Genomic DNA, 13879 nt, shown 5'->3' on the forward strand with positions numbered 1-13879 from the left:
TGGAACAGGGAACAGTGTCAATATATCCCATGATTTTTGGGTTTTATGATAAATCAGGATTGATTTTCATGATATATTTAAAAATCCTAGATTATGAGTGATTTGGTAGTGGGAGCATTTTGCTCCCTACTCAATAGGATAAATCATGCTAAAGGAGTCGGCAAAACTAGTAACGACGCACCATGATTTTGTTCTGCAGTACCTTTTATGCTAAATTTCGAGTGAAAAAACTCATAAAGCTGACTGTACAACGAAAATTATGATATTTAAATATATCATGAAAATCAATCCTGATTTATCATAAAACCCAAAAATCATGGGATATATTGACACTGTTCCCTGTTCCCTATTCCCTATTCCCTATTCCCTATTCCCTTATTCCATCAATATTATGTTTACATCTAAACTAAAAATGCTAGATGAAAGACATTAAACAACTACTCCAAGCTATCTACTCTAAAGACTTGGAAGAGAAAAAAATTTGGTATTCTTCGGTTGCAGAGGCTTACGACCAGGCCAGACCACGCTATCCTCAGCAACTGATTAACCGTGCTGTGGAGTTAGCCCAACTTCCTTCCGATGGGATTATTCTTGAAGTGGGATGCGGTCCGGGGATTGCTACGACAGCATTTGCTGACTTGGGCTTCTCTATCGTTGCTATTGAACCTAGCCAGGAATCTTGCCAGCTAGCGCGACATAACTGTAGCCAATATCCAGATGTAGAAATTATCAATAGTACCTTTGAAGAGTGGGAGCTAGAAACTGGTAAATTCCATGCTGTGTTAGCAGCAACTTCTTTTCATTGGGTTTCCCAAGAGATCCGGTATCAAAAAACAGCTGATGCTCTAAAAGATAATGGGTTTCTGATTTTGCTATGGAATACGCCCCCTCAACCGAACCATGAAGTTTGCCAACTGTTGAATCAGGTCTATCAAACTTACGCTCCCTCTCTGAAACCCTGTGAAGAGATAGAAACTCATCAACAGAACCTCAGCAAATTTGCAAAAAATGGTAATTCGGGTAAATTCCAAGACTTAGTATCGGAACAGTTAGTGTGTGACGTTACCTATAGTATTGATAATTATCTAGCGCTTTTGAGTACTTTGTCACCTTATATAGCTTTAGACCACCAGCAGCGAGAATCTTTGTTTCAAGGGATTAAGGAAATACTAGAGCTAGAAGTGGACAATAGTCTCGAAACTTCCTATCTGTCTGTTCTTCAGATTGCTAAAAAAATCTAGTCGTAAGCTATCAGCTATCAGCTATCAGCTATCAGCTATAGCGCTACGCGCAAGGCATGCTAGCAATAGGCATGCTAGCAATAGCTGATTATAATAGTTTTTCCTGCTCTTATAAATGTCCTAACCTTAATGGGTAATGAATGTTGTTTCTCTTGTGTTAATATTCAAAATGGCAAATATTCTTGTTTAATGCCATTGGTGCTAGAGTGATGAAAGGTTTCTTCCCATACAAAGAATCGCAATGAGCAGCAACCTGAATATCCAGCTAACCGATAAACTACGCCGCTATGTTGATATGCGGACAAGCGATAATGATGTCTATGCAACGCCTAGTGAATACATCCGGGATTTGATTCGTCGGGATATGGAGGACTATTTGATTGTGTCCGACATTATCCAAGGGCTACGGGAAATTAGGAATCAAGAATTTGTCCCGGAATCCATCCTCGATATTTTAGAAGAAGATAATCGGGATTGTGACTGGGATCACCAATACCCATTTCGTTAAATTTACCACTCTATCATGCTGTTTAACTCCCCAGAATTTATTTTTCTGTTTTTACCTCTGACGCTGTTCTTCTTTTTTATGCTGGGAAGAAAGGGCTATTATCAAGGAGCAATAGCTTTTTTGGTTGCTGCCTCTTTGTTATTCTATGCTTGGTGGAATCCACCCTACTTAGCATTGCTAATTTTTTCCATCTTCTTTAATTATACCGTTGGCTCTGCTCTTTCTAAACGATTAATATTATCCGTTAGCCCCAAGTTACTTCTCGTTTTAGGGATTGCCGTAAATTTGGCTCTCATTGGTTATTTCAAATATGCTAATTTTTTTGTTTACAATGTCAGTTTTATCCTAGGTAAAACCTTTAATTTTGATCAGATTATACTACCCCTAGCTATCTCCTTTTTTACTTTCCAGCAAATTACCTACCTAGTTGATGCTTACCGAGGAGAAACCCAAGACTATAGCTTTTTAGAATACTGCCTATTTGTTACCTTTTTTCCACAATTAATTGCCGGACCAATTGTCCATCACAAAGAGGTAATGCCTCAGTTTGCCAATAAATCGATTTATCGGTTTAACCCTGAAGATCTGGCGGTGGGGGTCACTATTTTCTCCATAGGGTTAATAAAAAAAGTCTTGATTGCTGACATAGCTGGTCTTTATGCTACTCCAGTCTTTAATGCTGCTGCTTCAGGAGAATTACTCACCTTTTATGATGCTTGGAGTGGTGCCTTATTTTACACGTTTCAACTTTACTTCGATTTTTCCGGCTACTCTGAGATGGCTATCGGTGCAGCACGGATGTTTGGTATTAAACTACCACTCAACTTTAACTCTCCTTATAAAGCAGTAAACATCAGTGACTTTTGGCGTAGGTGGCATATTACTCTTTCTAACTTTCTGCGGGATTATCTCTATATTCCTCTCGGTGGTAATCGCAAAGGCGAATTGCGACGCAATCTCAATTTAATAATTACCATGCTGTTAGGTGGTCTTTGGCATGGTGCTGGGTGGACTTTCGTCTTGTGGGGAGGGTTACATGGAGTTTATTTATGTCTCAATCATCAATGGCGATCTTGTCGTAAATTCTTAGGACATGACTTAAAAAAGAGTAACTGGTGGAGTAGGACTATTAGTTGTTTTATTACGTTTATTGCTGTGGTATTTGGATGGGTTTTATTTCGTGCCGATAATCTTGATAGTGCAAGTTTAATGGTACAAACAATGCTCGGCATAAATGGCATATCTTTGTCAGCATCAATGGTAACATTTAAAAAATTACTGATAATTTTGTTTTTATTTATCTGGCTAATACCTAACTCTCAACAATGGATGGAACAATATAAGCCAGCCTTGAATCTACCTGTAGTAAAAACTTATTCAAATTGGTACAGTCAAGTGTGGAAAAAGTTGCAGTGGCAACCTAATCAAACCTTTGGTATTATCATAGGAGTGCTTTTATTTATTGCTATCAAAACTATTTTAACGGCAGTTGACAGTGAGTTTTTATACTTTAATTTTTAAAAATATGATTTACATAAGATATTTGAAATCAATTTTTTCTGGATTGTTAATTGGCTCTATAATCTTCCTGTTCGCTGTATTATTACAAATTGGTACTCCAACAGAGAGTTCTCGGTGGATTGACGAAATATACACTATCAAGTCCAATATTGCTAACTCTATAAAAAAACCTAAGTTAGTTATAGTTTCTGGATCAAATGCTTTATTTGGCATTAGCTGTAGTCAAATACATGAAGAGACATTAGTCAGTTGTATTAATGGAGGTACACATGCTGGACTTGGTATTGATTACATCTTGACTCGTGCTCATTCCTGGCTCAAGTCTGGAGATTTAGTTCTTCTCCCTCTGGAATATACGCATTATACATATGATGGAAAACCTTCTAATGTCTTGACTGATTATGTGTTGGCTCGCGATCCGAAATATTTACTATCACTTAATTTAACTGATCAAGTTCGTTTAATCAGTGGAATATCCTTCAAGCGTGTGGAACAGGGAATAGTAGCTAAATTTAAAACCCCTCAGCGCATTAATTCAGGTTATCAGTCTAAAACTATTAATGATTATGGAGATGAAACAGCTAATCGAAAAGCTGATATGACGCAACAACAAATCAAAGCTATTGCCAAAATTACTCCAAACGATAAGATATATGAATCTATAAATTCAAGTCACGGAATGAGCAGCATTATTAAATTTATAAATTGGTGCGCAAGCCATAATATTAAGGTAATAGCAACTTGGCCAAATACCGTATGGTTTGATGTTTATCAAGAACCTAAGCAACAAGAGTTTTTTAAAAGTATAGAATATTTTTATAAACGTCATGGGGTTCTTATTCTTGGTAAGCCAGAAGATTTTATGTACGATAAATCTATGTTTTATGATACGGATTATCACCTTCATGATTTAGGAGTAAATCAGAGAACTAAACAGCTGATAGATTTAATAAAACCCTATTTACCATCAAGTTAAACTAAGTAGGTGGGCATAAATAAACGATGACGGGGTAACATTAAAGCTAAAATGTAGCCAGAATAAGCGTTCGAGCTTTTAGTCATCGTAATTAATAAGCCGGTAATAAGTAGGTGGGCGTAATTAAGTATAAAATAGCGATTGAAATTAAAAATCATGAAACCCCTATGAATAGAGGATTCCAGCTTCATTTTATGATTTTGAGTTTTAACGTTTATTTATGCCCACCTACTTAGCATTTTTAATAGTTATAATGTCAACAGTATTTTTGACCAATTCCAAAGTTCCCTATTCCCTCTTCTGACTTCCCTTTTCCTTTATCCGCTGTTTCCTGTTCCCTACATCCGCAAGAAGTATACTAGATCAGGCATTGGCTAACGAATGTGCCAAAATTGAACTACAGTCAGAACTGACGTAAACTAAAGCGCGTAATCATACCCAAGGAGTATCACTTGTGCAGTCACAATACAACCCCACCGAGATAGAGGAAAAATGGCAACAAATTTGGGAAGAGCAAGGCTTGTACCAAACCCCCACAGAAACTGACAAGCCGAAATTCTATGCTCTGTCCATGTTCCCCTATCCATCGGGTAACCTGCACATGGGTCATGTCCGTAACTATACAATTACTGATGTGATTGCCAGGAAAAGCCGGATGCAAGGCTATCGCGTACTTCACCCCATGGGTTGGGATGCCTTTGGATTACCGGCAGAAAATGCTGCGATCGCTCGCGGGATTCATCCGGCTAAGTGGACATACCAAAATATTGCCCAAATGCGATCGCAATTAAAGCGCCTCGGACTGTCCTATGACTGGGATTGTGAAGTAACTACCTGCTCGCCGGACTATTACAAATGGACTCAGTGGATTTTCTTACAGTTCTTCAACGCTGGATTGGCCTACCAGAAAGAAGCAGCAGTGAACTGGGACCCGGTAGATCAGACCGTGCTAGCCAATGAGCAAGTGGATAGTGAAGGACGTTCTTGGCGTTCTGGTGCCAAGGTGGAACGGAAACTGTTGCGTCAGTGGTTCCTTAAAATTACCGACTATGCCGAAGAATTGCTCAAGGACTTGGATACCTTAACCGGTTGGCCAGAACGGGTGAAGCTGATGCAGGCCAACTGGATTGGTAAATCTGTTGGTGCTTATCTAGAATTTCCCATTGTGGGCTTAGATGACAGCTCAGATGAGGGCTTAGATAACAAAATTGGTGTATTCACCACTCGTCCAGATACAGTTTATGGCGTTACCTATGTGGTGCTAGCACCGGAACATCCCTTGACCGCAAAAGTCACTACCCCTGAGCAAAAGGCTGCAGTTGAAGCCTTCATTGAGGAAGTCAGTAACCAAAGTGAACTGGAACGGACAGCAGAAGATAAGCCCAAGCGAGGGATTCCCACTGGTGGTAAAGCCATTAATCCCTTCACTGGGGACGAAATCCCGATCTTGATTGCTGACTATGTGCTGTATGAGTATGGTACTGGTGCCGTGATGGGAGTACCAGCTCATGATACCAGAGACTTTAAGTTTGCCCAGGAAAAGCAATTACCAATCAAAGTGGTGATTGTCCCAACTTCAGATGATGTCGAAACAGTTAATGACACTCCTCTAGAAGCGGCTTACACCGAACCGGGCATTGTCGTGAATTCTGACCAATTCAATGGCATGGATTCCGTCAAGGCCAAGACCGGAATTATTGAGTATGCTGAACAACAGGGCTGGGGCAAAGCCCGAGTGCAGTATCGCCTCCGAGATTGGTTAATCTCTCGCCAGCGTTACTGGGGTGCCCCGATCCCTGTGATTCATTGTCCTAACTGCGGCGCAGTGGCAGTGCCAGACCAAGACCTGCCAGTAGAGTTACCAGAAGATGTGGACTTTAGCGGACGTGGTCTTTCTCCCTTGGCTCAATTAGACAGTTGGGTGAATGTACCTTGTCCCAATTGCGGTACACCAGCGAAACGGGAAACCGATACCATGGATACCTTTATCGATTCCTCCTGGTATTTCTTACGTTATCCCGATGCCAAGAATGACTCCGCTGTGTTTGATTCCAACAAAACCAATGATTGGATGGGAGTGGATCAGTATGTAGGGGGAATCGAACATGCTATTTTGCACTTGCTCTACTCGCGATTCTTTACTAAGGTATTGCGCGATCGCGGTTTACTAAACATTGATGAACCATTCCAACGTCTTCTAACTCAGGGGATGGTGCAGAATACGGCTTACAAAAATACCAAAACCGGGAAATATTTCGCTGTTGTAGATATCGATCCCAATGACCCTAAAGATCCAGACACTGGGGAACCCTTGGCGGTATTCTATGAAAAAATGTCTAAGTCTAAATACAACGGTGTCGCACCAGAAGATGTAGTAGCTAAATACGGTACCGATACCGCTAGGATGTTTATCTTGTTTAAAGCACCACCAGAAAAAGATTTGGAATGGGATGATGCTGATGTAGAAGGGCAATTCCGTTTCCTTAATCGTGTCTGGCGTTTAGTATCGGATTTCGCCGCTAATGGTAGCACTAAATCTAGCCCGTCTAATGGTGATTTAACTAAACCGGAAAAAGACTTACGACGAGCAATTCATATCGCGATTAAAGAGGTCACTGAGGATTTAGAAGGGGAGTATCAATTTAATACGGCGGTTTCTGAATTGATGAAGCTAAGTAATGGGATTACTGATGCTAAGTGTAAAGACTCCCCGGTCTATAAAGAAGGCATTGAAACCTTGATTACATTACTCGCTCCCTTTGCTCCCCATATTGCTGAAGAACTTTGGCATAGTCTGGGTCATAGCTCATCCATACACAATCAACCGTGGCTTGAGTATGATCCTGATGCTTTGGTAGCCGATGAAATTACCTTGGTGATTCAAATCAAAGGCAAAACTCGCGGCACTATTCAAGTTCCAGCTAACTCCGATAAGGCAGCTTTAGAAACCTATGCTCGGGAATCTGAGGTAGCACAGCGATATCTAGAGGGTAAGGAGATTAAGAAAGTAATTGTGGTACCTGGTAAATTGGTAAACTTTGTAGTGGTTTGATCTAAAAAAAGCGAACGCGCCAGGGATAGCTAACGGAGCTATCAGCTCATGCAGTATGTCACAGGCTAGAAGCCTGTGCCACGCAGGGGATAGGTAATGGAGCTATTCCCTATTTCCTATTCCCTGTGCCCAGAGCTATATATTAGGTAAGAAACAATTCATCAGGTTCATTTACCAACAGCTATGTCTGAACAAAACGCACAAGTCTGTCCTATCTGTGGTGTCAAGATCATACCAGGAGGGCAAGTAGAGGATAGAGTCATCTTTAAAGTCGGACCAGTAGGAACAAGAGCTATCCTTTACCAGCGCGTTTGTCAGTATGTTCAGAAACCAGGCTGCATCAATAAGAATCCTTAGCAATTATCAATGGGGTGAGGGACTTTCCTTGTAAGCATTCAGCTATTAGCCATCAGCTATCAGCTTTTGAATAAAAGAATGTTGGTATTGCTTAATAATGGAATGATTTTAAGAGTGAGGTGGAATGGGCATCTTGGTGGAACTGGCATCTTGCCAGTTTCATGCTTATTTTCGGGCGGGCAGGATGCCCACTCTACTCCTATTCAGTGGAATGGGCATCAGGGGTGGAACTGGCATCTTGCCAGTTTCATGCTTATTTTCGGGCGGGCAGGATGCCCACTCTACTCCTATTCAGTGGAATGGGCATCAGGGGTGGAACTGGCATCTTGCCAGTTTCATGCTTATTTTCGGGCGGGCAGGATGCCCACTCTACTCCTATTCATTGGAAGATTCAGCAACGCCTCTGTAGCCCATTAGCTGAATGCTGAATGCTGAATGCTGAATGCTGAATGCTGAATGCTAATTTACTTTAGGAGTCCCTAATTTACCTAGGAAGTTGCGCACCAGTAAGGTTAGCATTATCAAGGTTAGCGTTAGTCAAATCAGCGTTAATGAAATTAGCGTTACTGAGGTTAGCGCCACTCAAATCAGCACCATTGAGGTTGGCATTCAGAAAGGTGGTGTTACTGAGGTCAGCACCCCTAAAGGAGCTACCACTCAGGTCAGCACTGATGAAATTTGCCCACACTACGCTAGCACCACTGAAGTCGGCGCGACTCATGTTGGCCCCTGTGGCGTAGGCTGAATCTAAGTTGGCATTGCGGAAGGTTGCCCCTGTGCCATCAATAACTCTCATTGCTGCACTTTCGAGCATGGCATCAGAAAGGTTAGCGCCACTGAGATTGGCTCCCTGGAGGTTAGCATATCTCAGGTCTGCTTCCCTCAAATCAGCTCTGGCTAGGTCAGAATTTACCAGGTCACAGCTTCGACATTCCTTTGTTTGCAGGAGTTGTAGATACTGCTCGCGCTGTTGAGCATTGATAGGAGCGATTAACCCTAAGGAGGCTAGCAGTACACTAATTCCTAAGATTCTGAATTTCATAATTTCTGGCCAAATCTTGTTTTGCCTGTATTATGGCAGTGAAGTTCAAGAAATACCCAATATTTCTACCGTGATTGCTAATTACGTAAGCATTTAGCGGTCAGCGGTCAGCCGTCAGCCGTCAGCTAAAAGCTGACGCTATGGAAGCGTCAGCTGATGTAACAGAGATTAAACCAATGCTTACTTGCTTGATTCAAAAGCACCATCTGTAGCCCATAAGCTGATAGCTGATAGCTAATAGCTGATAGCTGATAGCTGATAGCACCTCAAGTAGCGTGCGCGTAGCGCTTAAGCTGATAGCTGAATGCTTACCTAATTACTACTGTGCGATCGCATTGATAAACTAACGCGCTTTAGTTTTTCATTTACTTCCATTACCCGCACCTTCACCACCTGTCCCACTTTGACTATCTGTTTGGGATCCTCTACAAACCGGTCAGCTAGTTGGGAGATATGCACTAACCCATCTTGATGCACGCCGATATCTACGAATGCTCCAAAGTTTACCACATTGGTGACAATTCCTTCTAATTCCATTCCAGGACTTAGGTCTTTTAGCTCATTTACTCCTTCTTTGAAGGTGGCGTACTTAAACTCAGCCCTGGGGTCTCGTCCTGGCTTTTCCAATTCCTGGATAATATCCTCTAGGGTTGGTAAGCCTATGGTATCTGTGACGTAACGGTTCAAATCTACTGACTTGAACCGTTCTGATCCTTGTTTAATCTTGGCTAGAGGTAACTGCAAATCCGATGCGATCGCTTTCACTACGGAATAACTCTCTGGATGCACAGCTGTGTTATCCAAGGGATTATCCCCGTTGCGAATCCTTAGGAATCCTGCTGACTGCTCGAAGGCTTTTGGCCCTAACTTTGGTACTTTAAGGATTTCCCGACGGTTCTTGAATGCACCTTGCTGATTGCGATAGGTCACAATATTATTAGCAATGGTCGGGGTAATCCCAGATACAAAGGTTAGCAGTTGAGCGGAAGCAGTATTTAAATCTACTCCTACATAGTTTACACAACTTTCCACCGTTTCATCAAGTTTCTTCTTGAGTAATTTCTGATCAACATCGTGTTGGTACTGTCCCACACCAATGGATTTAGGGTCAATTTTGACCAACTCAGCTAAGGGGTCTTGTAAGCGTCTGCCAATACTAATCGCTCCTCTGACTGTGACATCTAAATCTGGAAACTCCTCTCGTGCTACCTCACTGGCGGAATAAATCGATGCCCCAGATTCATTCACCATTACTTTAATTGGTTTGCGCTCCATGGTTTTGAGGACTTCCGAGATAAACTCGTCTGTCTCACGAGAGGCTGTACCGTTACCAATGGCAATTAGCTCGATCTGGTAGGTTTCGATTAAATTCTTAATGGTTTTGGCAGCTTGTTCGCGCTTTTGGCTGCCTTGATGGGGAAACACTGGCTGGTATGTGATGTATTTAGCTGTCTCATCCAGGATAGCCACTTTACAACCAGTGCGGAAGCCTGGGTCTATGGCTAAGGTTGGCTTCATTCCTGCTGGAGCAGATAACAACAGTTCTCGGAGATTGGCTTCAAAGGTTTTAATGGACTCTGCATCAGCATAGGTTTTGCGATCGGCGCGTACTTCCGTAGTTAGGGAGGTTTTCATGAGCCGATTAAACCCATCTTTGAGCATGGTCTGGTAAAACTCTCGCAGTAGGGTAGCTTTGGTGTGGATTTCCTCAGAATCTAGGTAGGACATAACATAGTCTTCATCAAAAGAGAGTTCCAGCTTTATTACTCCCTCAGCCTCACCCCTGAGCAGGGCTAACATATTGTGTGGCGCTACAGATTTAACTGGGATTTGGAACTCCCGGTACATTTCAAACTTAGTGGTACCTTCGGGATAATCCTTTTTAATCCGAGACACGAATACTCCCGATTTCAGGAAATAATCCCGCAAGTACGCTCGTAAGTGGGCTTTTTCAGCTACAGCTTCCGCTAAAATATCTGAGGCACCTTGAAGAACGTCCTCTACCGTATTGAGCTTATGGTCTGGGGAAATGTATTTAGCCGCTTCTTCAGATAAGGATACTGATTTAACTTCCGGAGTGTTCATCGACCCAATCCAGTCCGCTAAGGGTTCAAGTCCTTTCTCCCTCGCCATGGTTGCCCGAGTGCGTCGTTTCGGTTTATAGGGCAGGTAGAGGTCTTCCAATTCAGTCTTTTGCTGGCAAGCTTCGATCTTAGCCTTTAGTTCATCGGTGAGCTTACCAGCAGATGCGATCGCATTCAGGATTACTGACTTCCGTTGCTCAAGTTCCGTTAGATAAGTATGGCGCTCAGCTATAGTGCGTAGCTGAACTTCATCGAGAGAACCAGTCAGCTCTTTACGGTAGCGAGCTATAAACGGAATAGTTGCCCCTTCAGCCAGTAAAGACAGGGCATTCTCGATCTGAGTGGCGCTTAACGACAGTTCTTGGGCTAATATTTGAGGAATAGTGGTCATGTTACCAGGAAAAGCGGACATTAAACGGGATTTTAAATAAATTTAAATTAGCAAATTGAGAACGGTATAACCATTAATAATTAACAATTAACAGTTCAATTCACAACTAACAATTATGGTTTCTAGCTCTGAAGTGATCAAACCTACCCTAAGCCCAGGTAGTCTCCGTCGAGTCCATCATATTGCTCTGAATGTGAAGGATATCCAAGCATCGCGCCACTTTTATGGTACAGTATTAGGTTTACATGAACTAACTGGAGAATAAGTGCCCAGTACCTTGCGATCGCTAGTCGAAGCCGGAAAAGTCACTAACTTCGTTACCCCAGATGGCATTGTTGTGGATTTGTTTTCCGAGCCAGACCTATCACCACCGGATCCAGACCCCCATCGTGGCTTTACTCGGGTGAATCATCTCGCCTTTGATATCGATCCTCAGTTATTTGACCAAGCTGTAGAAGTTCTAAAACAAAATCAAATTCTTATCGATCATGGTCCAGTAACTCGTCCTACCGGCAGAGGTATCTATTTTTAGAAAATTCCCCACAAGCCGAAAACCCCGTGTTTTTAAACCGGGGATGAAGGGTCATAGTGGCTTTAGCCACCGTGAGGAAAGTCGCACTAGTAGTTGTCGATTTGTGCTAGCTGTGTTAGCATAATAGTACAACACAAGAGGTCGATTTATGATGATCATTCTTGAGTTCAAGGCCTACGGCAAAAAACATCAATATTTAGCCATAGAGGAGGCGATCAGGACAGTAAAATTTGTCCGCAACAGTTGCCTTAGGTTGTGGATTGATAATAGAGGCATATCAAAATACGACCTCAACAAATATTGTAGAGTTTTGGCTAAAGATTTTGATTTTGCCAGTGAATTGAACTCAACCGCTCGACAGGCTGCCGCTGAAAGAGCATGGTCATCGATCGCCCGCTTCTATGACAACTGCAATAAAAAAGTCTCCGGAAAGAAAGGGTTTCCCCGATTCCAGAAGCATTGTCGCTCGGTCGAATATAAGCAATCAGGATGGAAGTTGTCCCCTGACAAAAAATCGATCACATTCACCGACAAAAAGGGAATTGGAAAACTTAAGCTCAAGGGTACATGGGACTTGTGGAGATTTGATAAGAAACAGATAAAACGAGCTCGGATTGTAAAAAGAGCCGACGGGTACTATGTTCAATTTTGCGTCTCAGTCGATGTAAAGGAACAATTAAAACCTGCTGATGCGACCGTCGGTTTAGATGTAGGTCTAAAAGATTTCTACACCGATTCCAGAGGCAAGACTGAACCTAATCCTCGTTTTTACAGGACTGGGGAAAAGCGGTTAAAGTTTTATCAGCGTCGAGTTTCCCGAAAAAAGAAAGGCTCAACCAATCGTAAGAAAGCAATTAATAGATTAGCTAGACACCACCTTAGTATAAGTAGGCGACGTGAAGAGCATGCCAAGAGACTGGCACGCTGCGTAGTCCGGTCTAACGACCTGGTGGCCTATGAAGATCTAAGGGTCAAAAATCTAGTAAAAAATCACTGTTTAGCGAAGTCTATTAATGATGCAGGTTGGTATCAGTTCAGGAAATGGCTAGAGCATTTTGGTCAAAAGTTTGGGAGAGTTACTGTCGCAGTTAATCCTGCTTACACTAGCCAAAATTGCTCTGACTGTGGTGAAGTCGTGAAGAAGTCACTATCAACTAGAACCCATATCTGTCAGTGTGGTTGCCAGTTAGGTAGGGACCATAACGCTGCCATTAACATTTTGAACAGAGCTTTGGGTACGGTGGGGCACACCGGAACCTGGGTCATCGACCCGAACCCTTGCGGAGAATTGACCTCTACTCTTCCTGATTCCGGTCTGGTTGAGCAAGTTGGCTCGTTGAAGCAAGAATCCCCGCGTCTTTAGACCGGGGAGTGTCAAGACCCCGATGGATTTATAGTTGAAATTCGCTGCGATGCGATTGAATGAGACGTAAGCAGTCAGCCGTCAGCCGTCAGCTGTCAGCCTTTGCAAAACGTTAATAGCTGTTCGCGTAGCGTGCGCGTAGCGCTAATCGCTGATAGCTGATAACTGATAGCTTCAAAATTTCTAACGTAAAGACTTCTGCTTTTTTTCAAAATACTGTTGATGATAGTCATCAGCTAAATAATAATCGTAAGCTGGCTTAATTTCTGTGACAATATCCTTATCAAACTTACCAGAAACTTGCAGCTTTTGTTTTGACAGTCTTGCCAGCACTTCTTGTTCCTGATTGTGGAAAAATATCACCGATCGATACTGTTCTCCTCGATCAGGACCTTGACGGTTCAATGTAGTAGGATCATGGATAGACCAAAATACTTCAAGTAATTGTTCATAGCTGACTTTTTCCGGGTCATACTCCACCTGTGCCACTTCCGCGTGACCCGTTATTCTTGATAATACATCTAGATAACATGGGTTAGGAAAATGTCCGCCCATATAACCAACAGAGGTTGATACTACTCCCTTCACTTTCCGAAATGCTGCTTCTACTCCCCAGAAACAACCACCACCAAATGTCGCTTTTTCCATCGTTTTTCTTCAATAATTGCTCAGGATTTATTCATTATATAGTAGTTGTCAATTTTTGAGGGAGTAGGGAGTAGGGAGTAGAAGCAGCATTTCGGAAAGTGAAGGGAGTAGTATCAACCTCTGTTGGTTATATGGGCGGACATTTTCCTAACCCATGTTATCTA

The 13879-nt window shown here is 42.3% G+C and carries 11 protein-coding genes and 2 pseudogenes; 10 read left to right on the top strand and 3 right to left on the bottom strand.

The features are described from left to right. Window positions 1-419 precede the first annotated feature (419 nt). The 7 genes from F6J94_RS19250 to F6J94_RS19280 all read left to right on the top strand — a co-directional run bounded on the left by F6J94_RS19250 (window position 420) and on the right by F6J94_RS19280 (window position 8083). On the top strand, window positions 420-1241 hold the full coding sequence (locus F6J94_RS19250) for a bifunctional 2-polyprenyl-6-hydroxyphenol methylase/3-demethylubiquinol 3-O-methyltransferase UbiG (protein ID WP_293043443.1): 822 nt from the start codon (window positions 420-422) through the stop codon (window positions 1239-1241). 241 nt (window positions 1242-1482) lie between these two features. Next, complete coding sequence (locus tag F6J94_RS19255; protein ID WP_293043445.1) at window positions 1483-1749, top strand: hypothetical protein; 267 nt, start codon at window positions 1483-1485, stop codon at window positions 1747-1749. A 15-nt stretch (window positions 1750-1764) separates the two neighbouring features. Then, window positions 1765-3270: an MBOAT family protein gene (locus tag F6J94_RS19260; protein ID WP_293043446.1), complete on the top strand. Its 1506-nt coding sequence runs from the start codon at window positions 1765-1767 to the stop codon at window positions 3268-3270. A gap of 22 nt (window positions 3271-3292) precedes the next feature. Next, window positions 3293-4246, top strand: a complete 954-nt coding sequence (locus F6J94_RS19265) for a hypothetical protein (RefSeq protein ID WP_293043447.1) — start codon at window positions 3293-3295, stop codon at window positions 4244-4246. Between the two features lie 454 nt (window positions 4247-4700). Then, entirely contained in the window at window positions 4701-7298 is a 2598-nt protein-coding gene (gene leuS / locus F6J94_RS19270; RefSeq protein ID WP_293043448.1) for a leucine--tRNA ligase, read from the top strand. A 183-nt stretch (window positions 7299-7481) separates the two neighbouring features. Beyond that, a complete protein-coding gene (locus tag F6J94_RS19275; protein WP_293027744.1) occupies window positions 7482-7655 on the top strand; it encodes a hypothetical protein in 174 nt (57 codons plus the stop codon). Between the two features lie 119 nt (window positions 7656-7774). Further along, a complete protein-coding gene (locus tag F6J94_RS19280; protein ID WP_293043449.1) occupies window positions 7775-8083 on the top strand; it encodes a hypothetical protein in 309 nt (102 codons plus the stop codon). Between the two features lie 56 nt (window positions 8084-8139). Here F6J94_RS19280 and F6J94_RS19285 read toward each other — a convergent pair whose 3' ends face one another. Both F6J94_RS19285 and F6J94_RS19290 read right to left on the bottom strand, forming a co-directional pair. Continuing rightward, entirely contained in the window at window positions 8140-8697 is a 558-nt protein-coding gene (locus F6J94_RS19285) for a pentapeptide repeat-containing protein (RefSeq protein ID WP_075903118.1), read from the bottom strand. Window positions 8698-9009: 312 nt separating this feature from the next. Next, window positions 9010-11172 (bottom strand): Tex family protein, encoded by a 2163-nt coding sequence (locus tag F6J94_RS19290; RefSeq protein WP_293027772.1) that lies wholly within the window; start codon window positions 11170-11172, stop codon window positions 9010-9012. Between the two features lie 115 nt (window positions 11173-11287). Between F6J94_RS19290 and F6J94_RS19295 the strand changes: the two are divergent. Beyond that, a pseudogene (locus tag F6J94_RS19295) lies at window positions 11288-11704 on the top strand (VOC family protein). A 151-nt stretch (window positions 11705-11855) separates the two neighbouring features. Then, window positions 11856-13067, top strand: coding sequence for a transposase (locus tag F6J94_RS19300; protein ID WP_293043452.1), 1212 nt, complete (start codon window positions 11856-11858; stop codon window positions 13065-13067). 183 nt (window positions 13068-13250) lie between these two features. On the opposite strand, the gene msrA is transcribed toward F6J94_RS19300, so the two are convergent. Then, window positions 13251-13715, bottom strand: coding sequence for a peptide-methionine (S)-S-oxide reductase MsrA (gene msrA, locus F6J94_RS19305; protein ID WP_293043450.1), 465 nt, complete (start codon window positions 13713-13715; stop codon window positions 13251-13253). 74 nt (window positions 13716-13789) lie between these two features. Here msrA and F6J94_RS19310 point away from each other — a divergent pair. After that, window positions 13790-13879 (top strand): annotated as a pseudogene (locus F6J94_RS19310) (peptide-methionine (S)-S-oxide reductase); the annotation flags it as partial.

The organism is Moorena sp. SIO1F2 (assembly GCF_010672755.1).
GTDB lineage: Bacteria > Cyanobacteriota > Cyanobacteriia > Cyanobacteriales > Coleofasciculaceae > Moorena.

What these genes read in the sequence shown, in the direction of transcription:
- F6J94_RS19285 (WP_075903118.1), bottom strand. Translation starts at nt 8,697, where the DNA reads ATGAAATTCAGAATCTTAGGAATTAGTGTACTGCTAGCCTCCTTAGGG.
- F6J94_RS19290 (WP_293027772.1), bottom strand. Translation starts at nt 11,172, where the DNA reads ATGACCACTATTCCTCAAATATTAGCCCAAGAACTGTCGTTAAGCGCC.
- F6J94_RS19275 (WP_293027744.1), top strand. Translation starts at nt 7,482, where the DNA reads ATGTCTGAACAAAACGCACAAGTCTGTCCTATCTGTGGTGTCAAGATC.
- F6J94_RS19255 (WP_293043445.1), top strand. Translation starts at nt 1,483, where the DNA reads ATGAGCAGCAACCTGAATATCCAGCTAACCGATAAACTACGCCGCTAT.
- F6J94_RS19260 (WP_293043446.1), top strand. Translation starts at nt 1,765, where the DNA reads ATGCTGTTTAACTCCCCAGAATTTATTTTTCTGTTTTTACCTCTGACG.
- F6J94_RS19250 (WP_293043443.1), top strand. Translation starts at nt 420, where the DNA reads ATGAAAGACATTAAACAACTACTCCAAGCTATCTACTCTAAAGACTTG.
- msrA (WP_293043450.1), bottom strand. Translation starts at nt 13,715, where the DNA reads ATGGAAAAAGCGACATTTGGTGGTGGTTGTTTCTGGGGAGTAGAAGCA.
- F6J94_RS19300 (WP_293043452.1), top strand. Translation starts at nt 11,856, where the DNA reads ATGATCATTCTTGAGTTCAAGGCCTACGGCAAAAAACATCAATATTTA.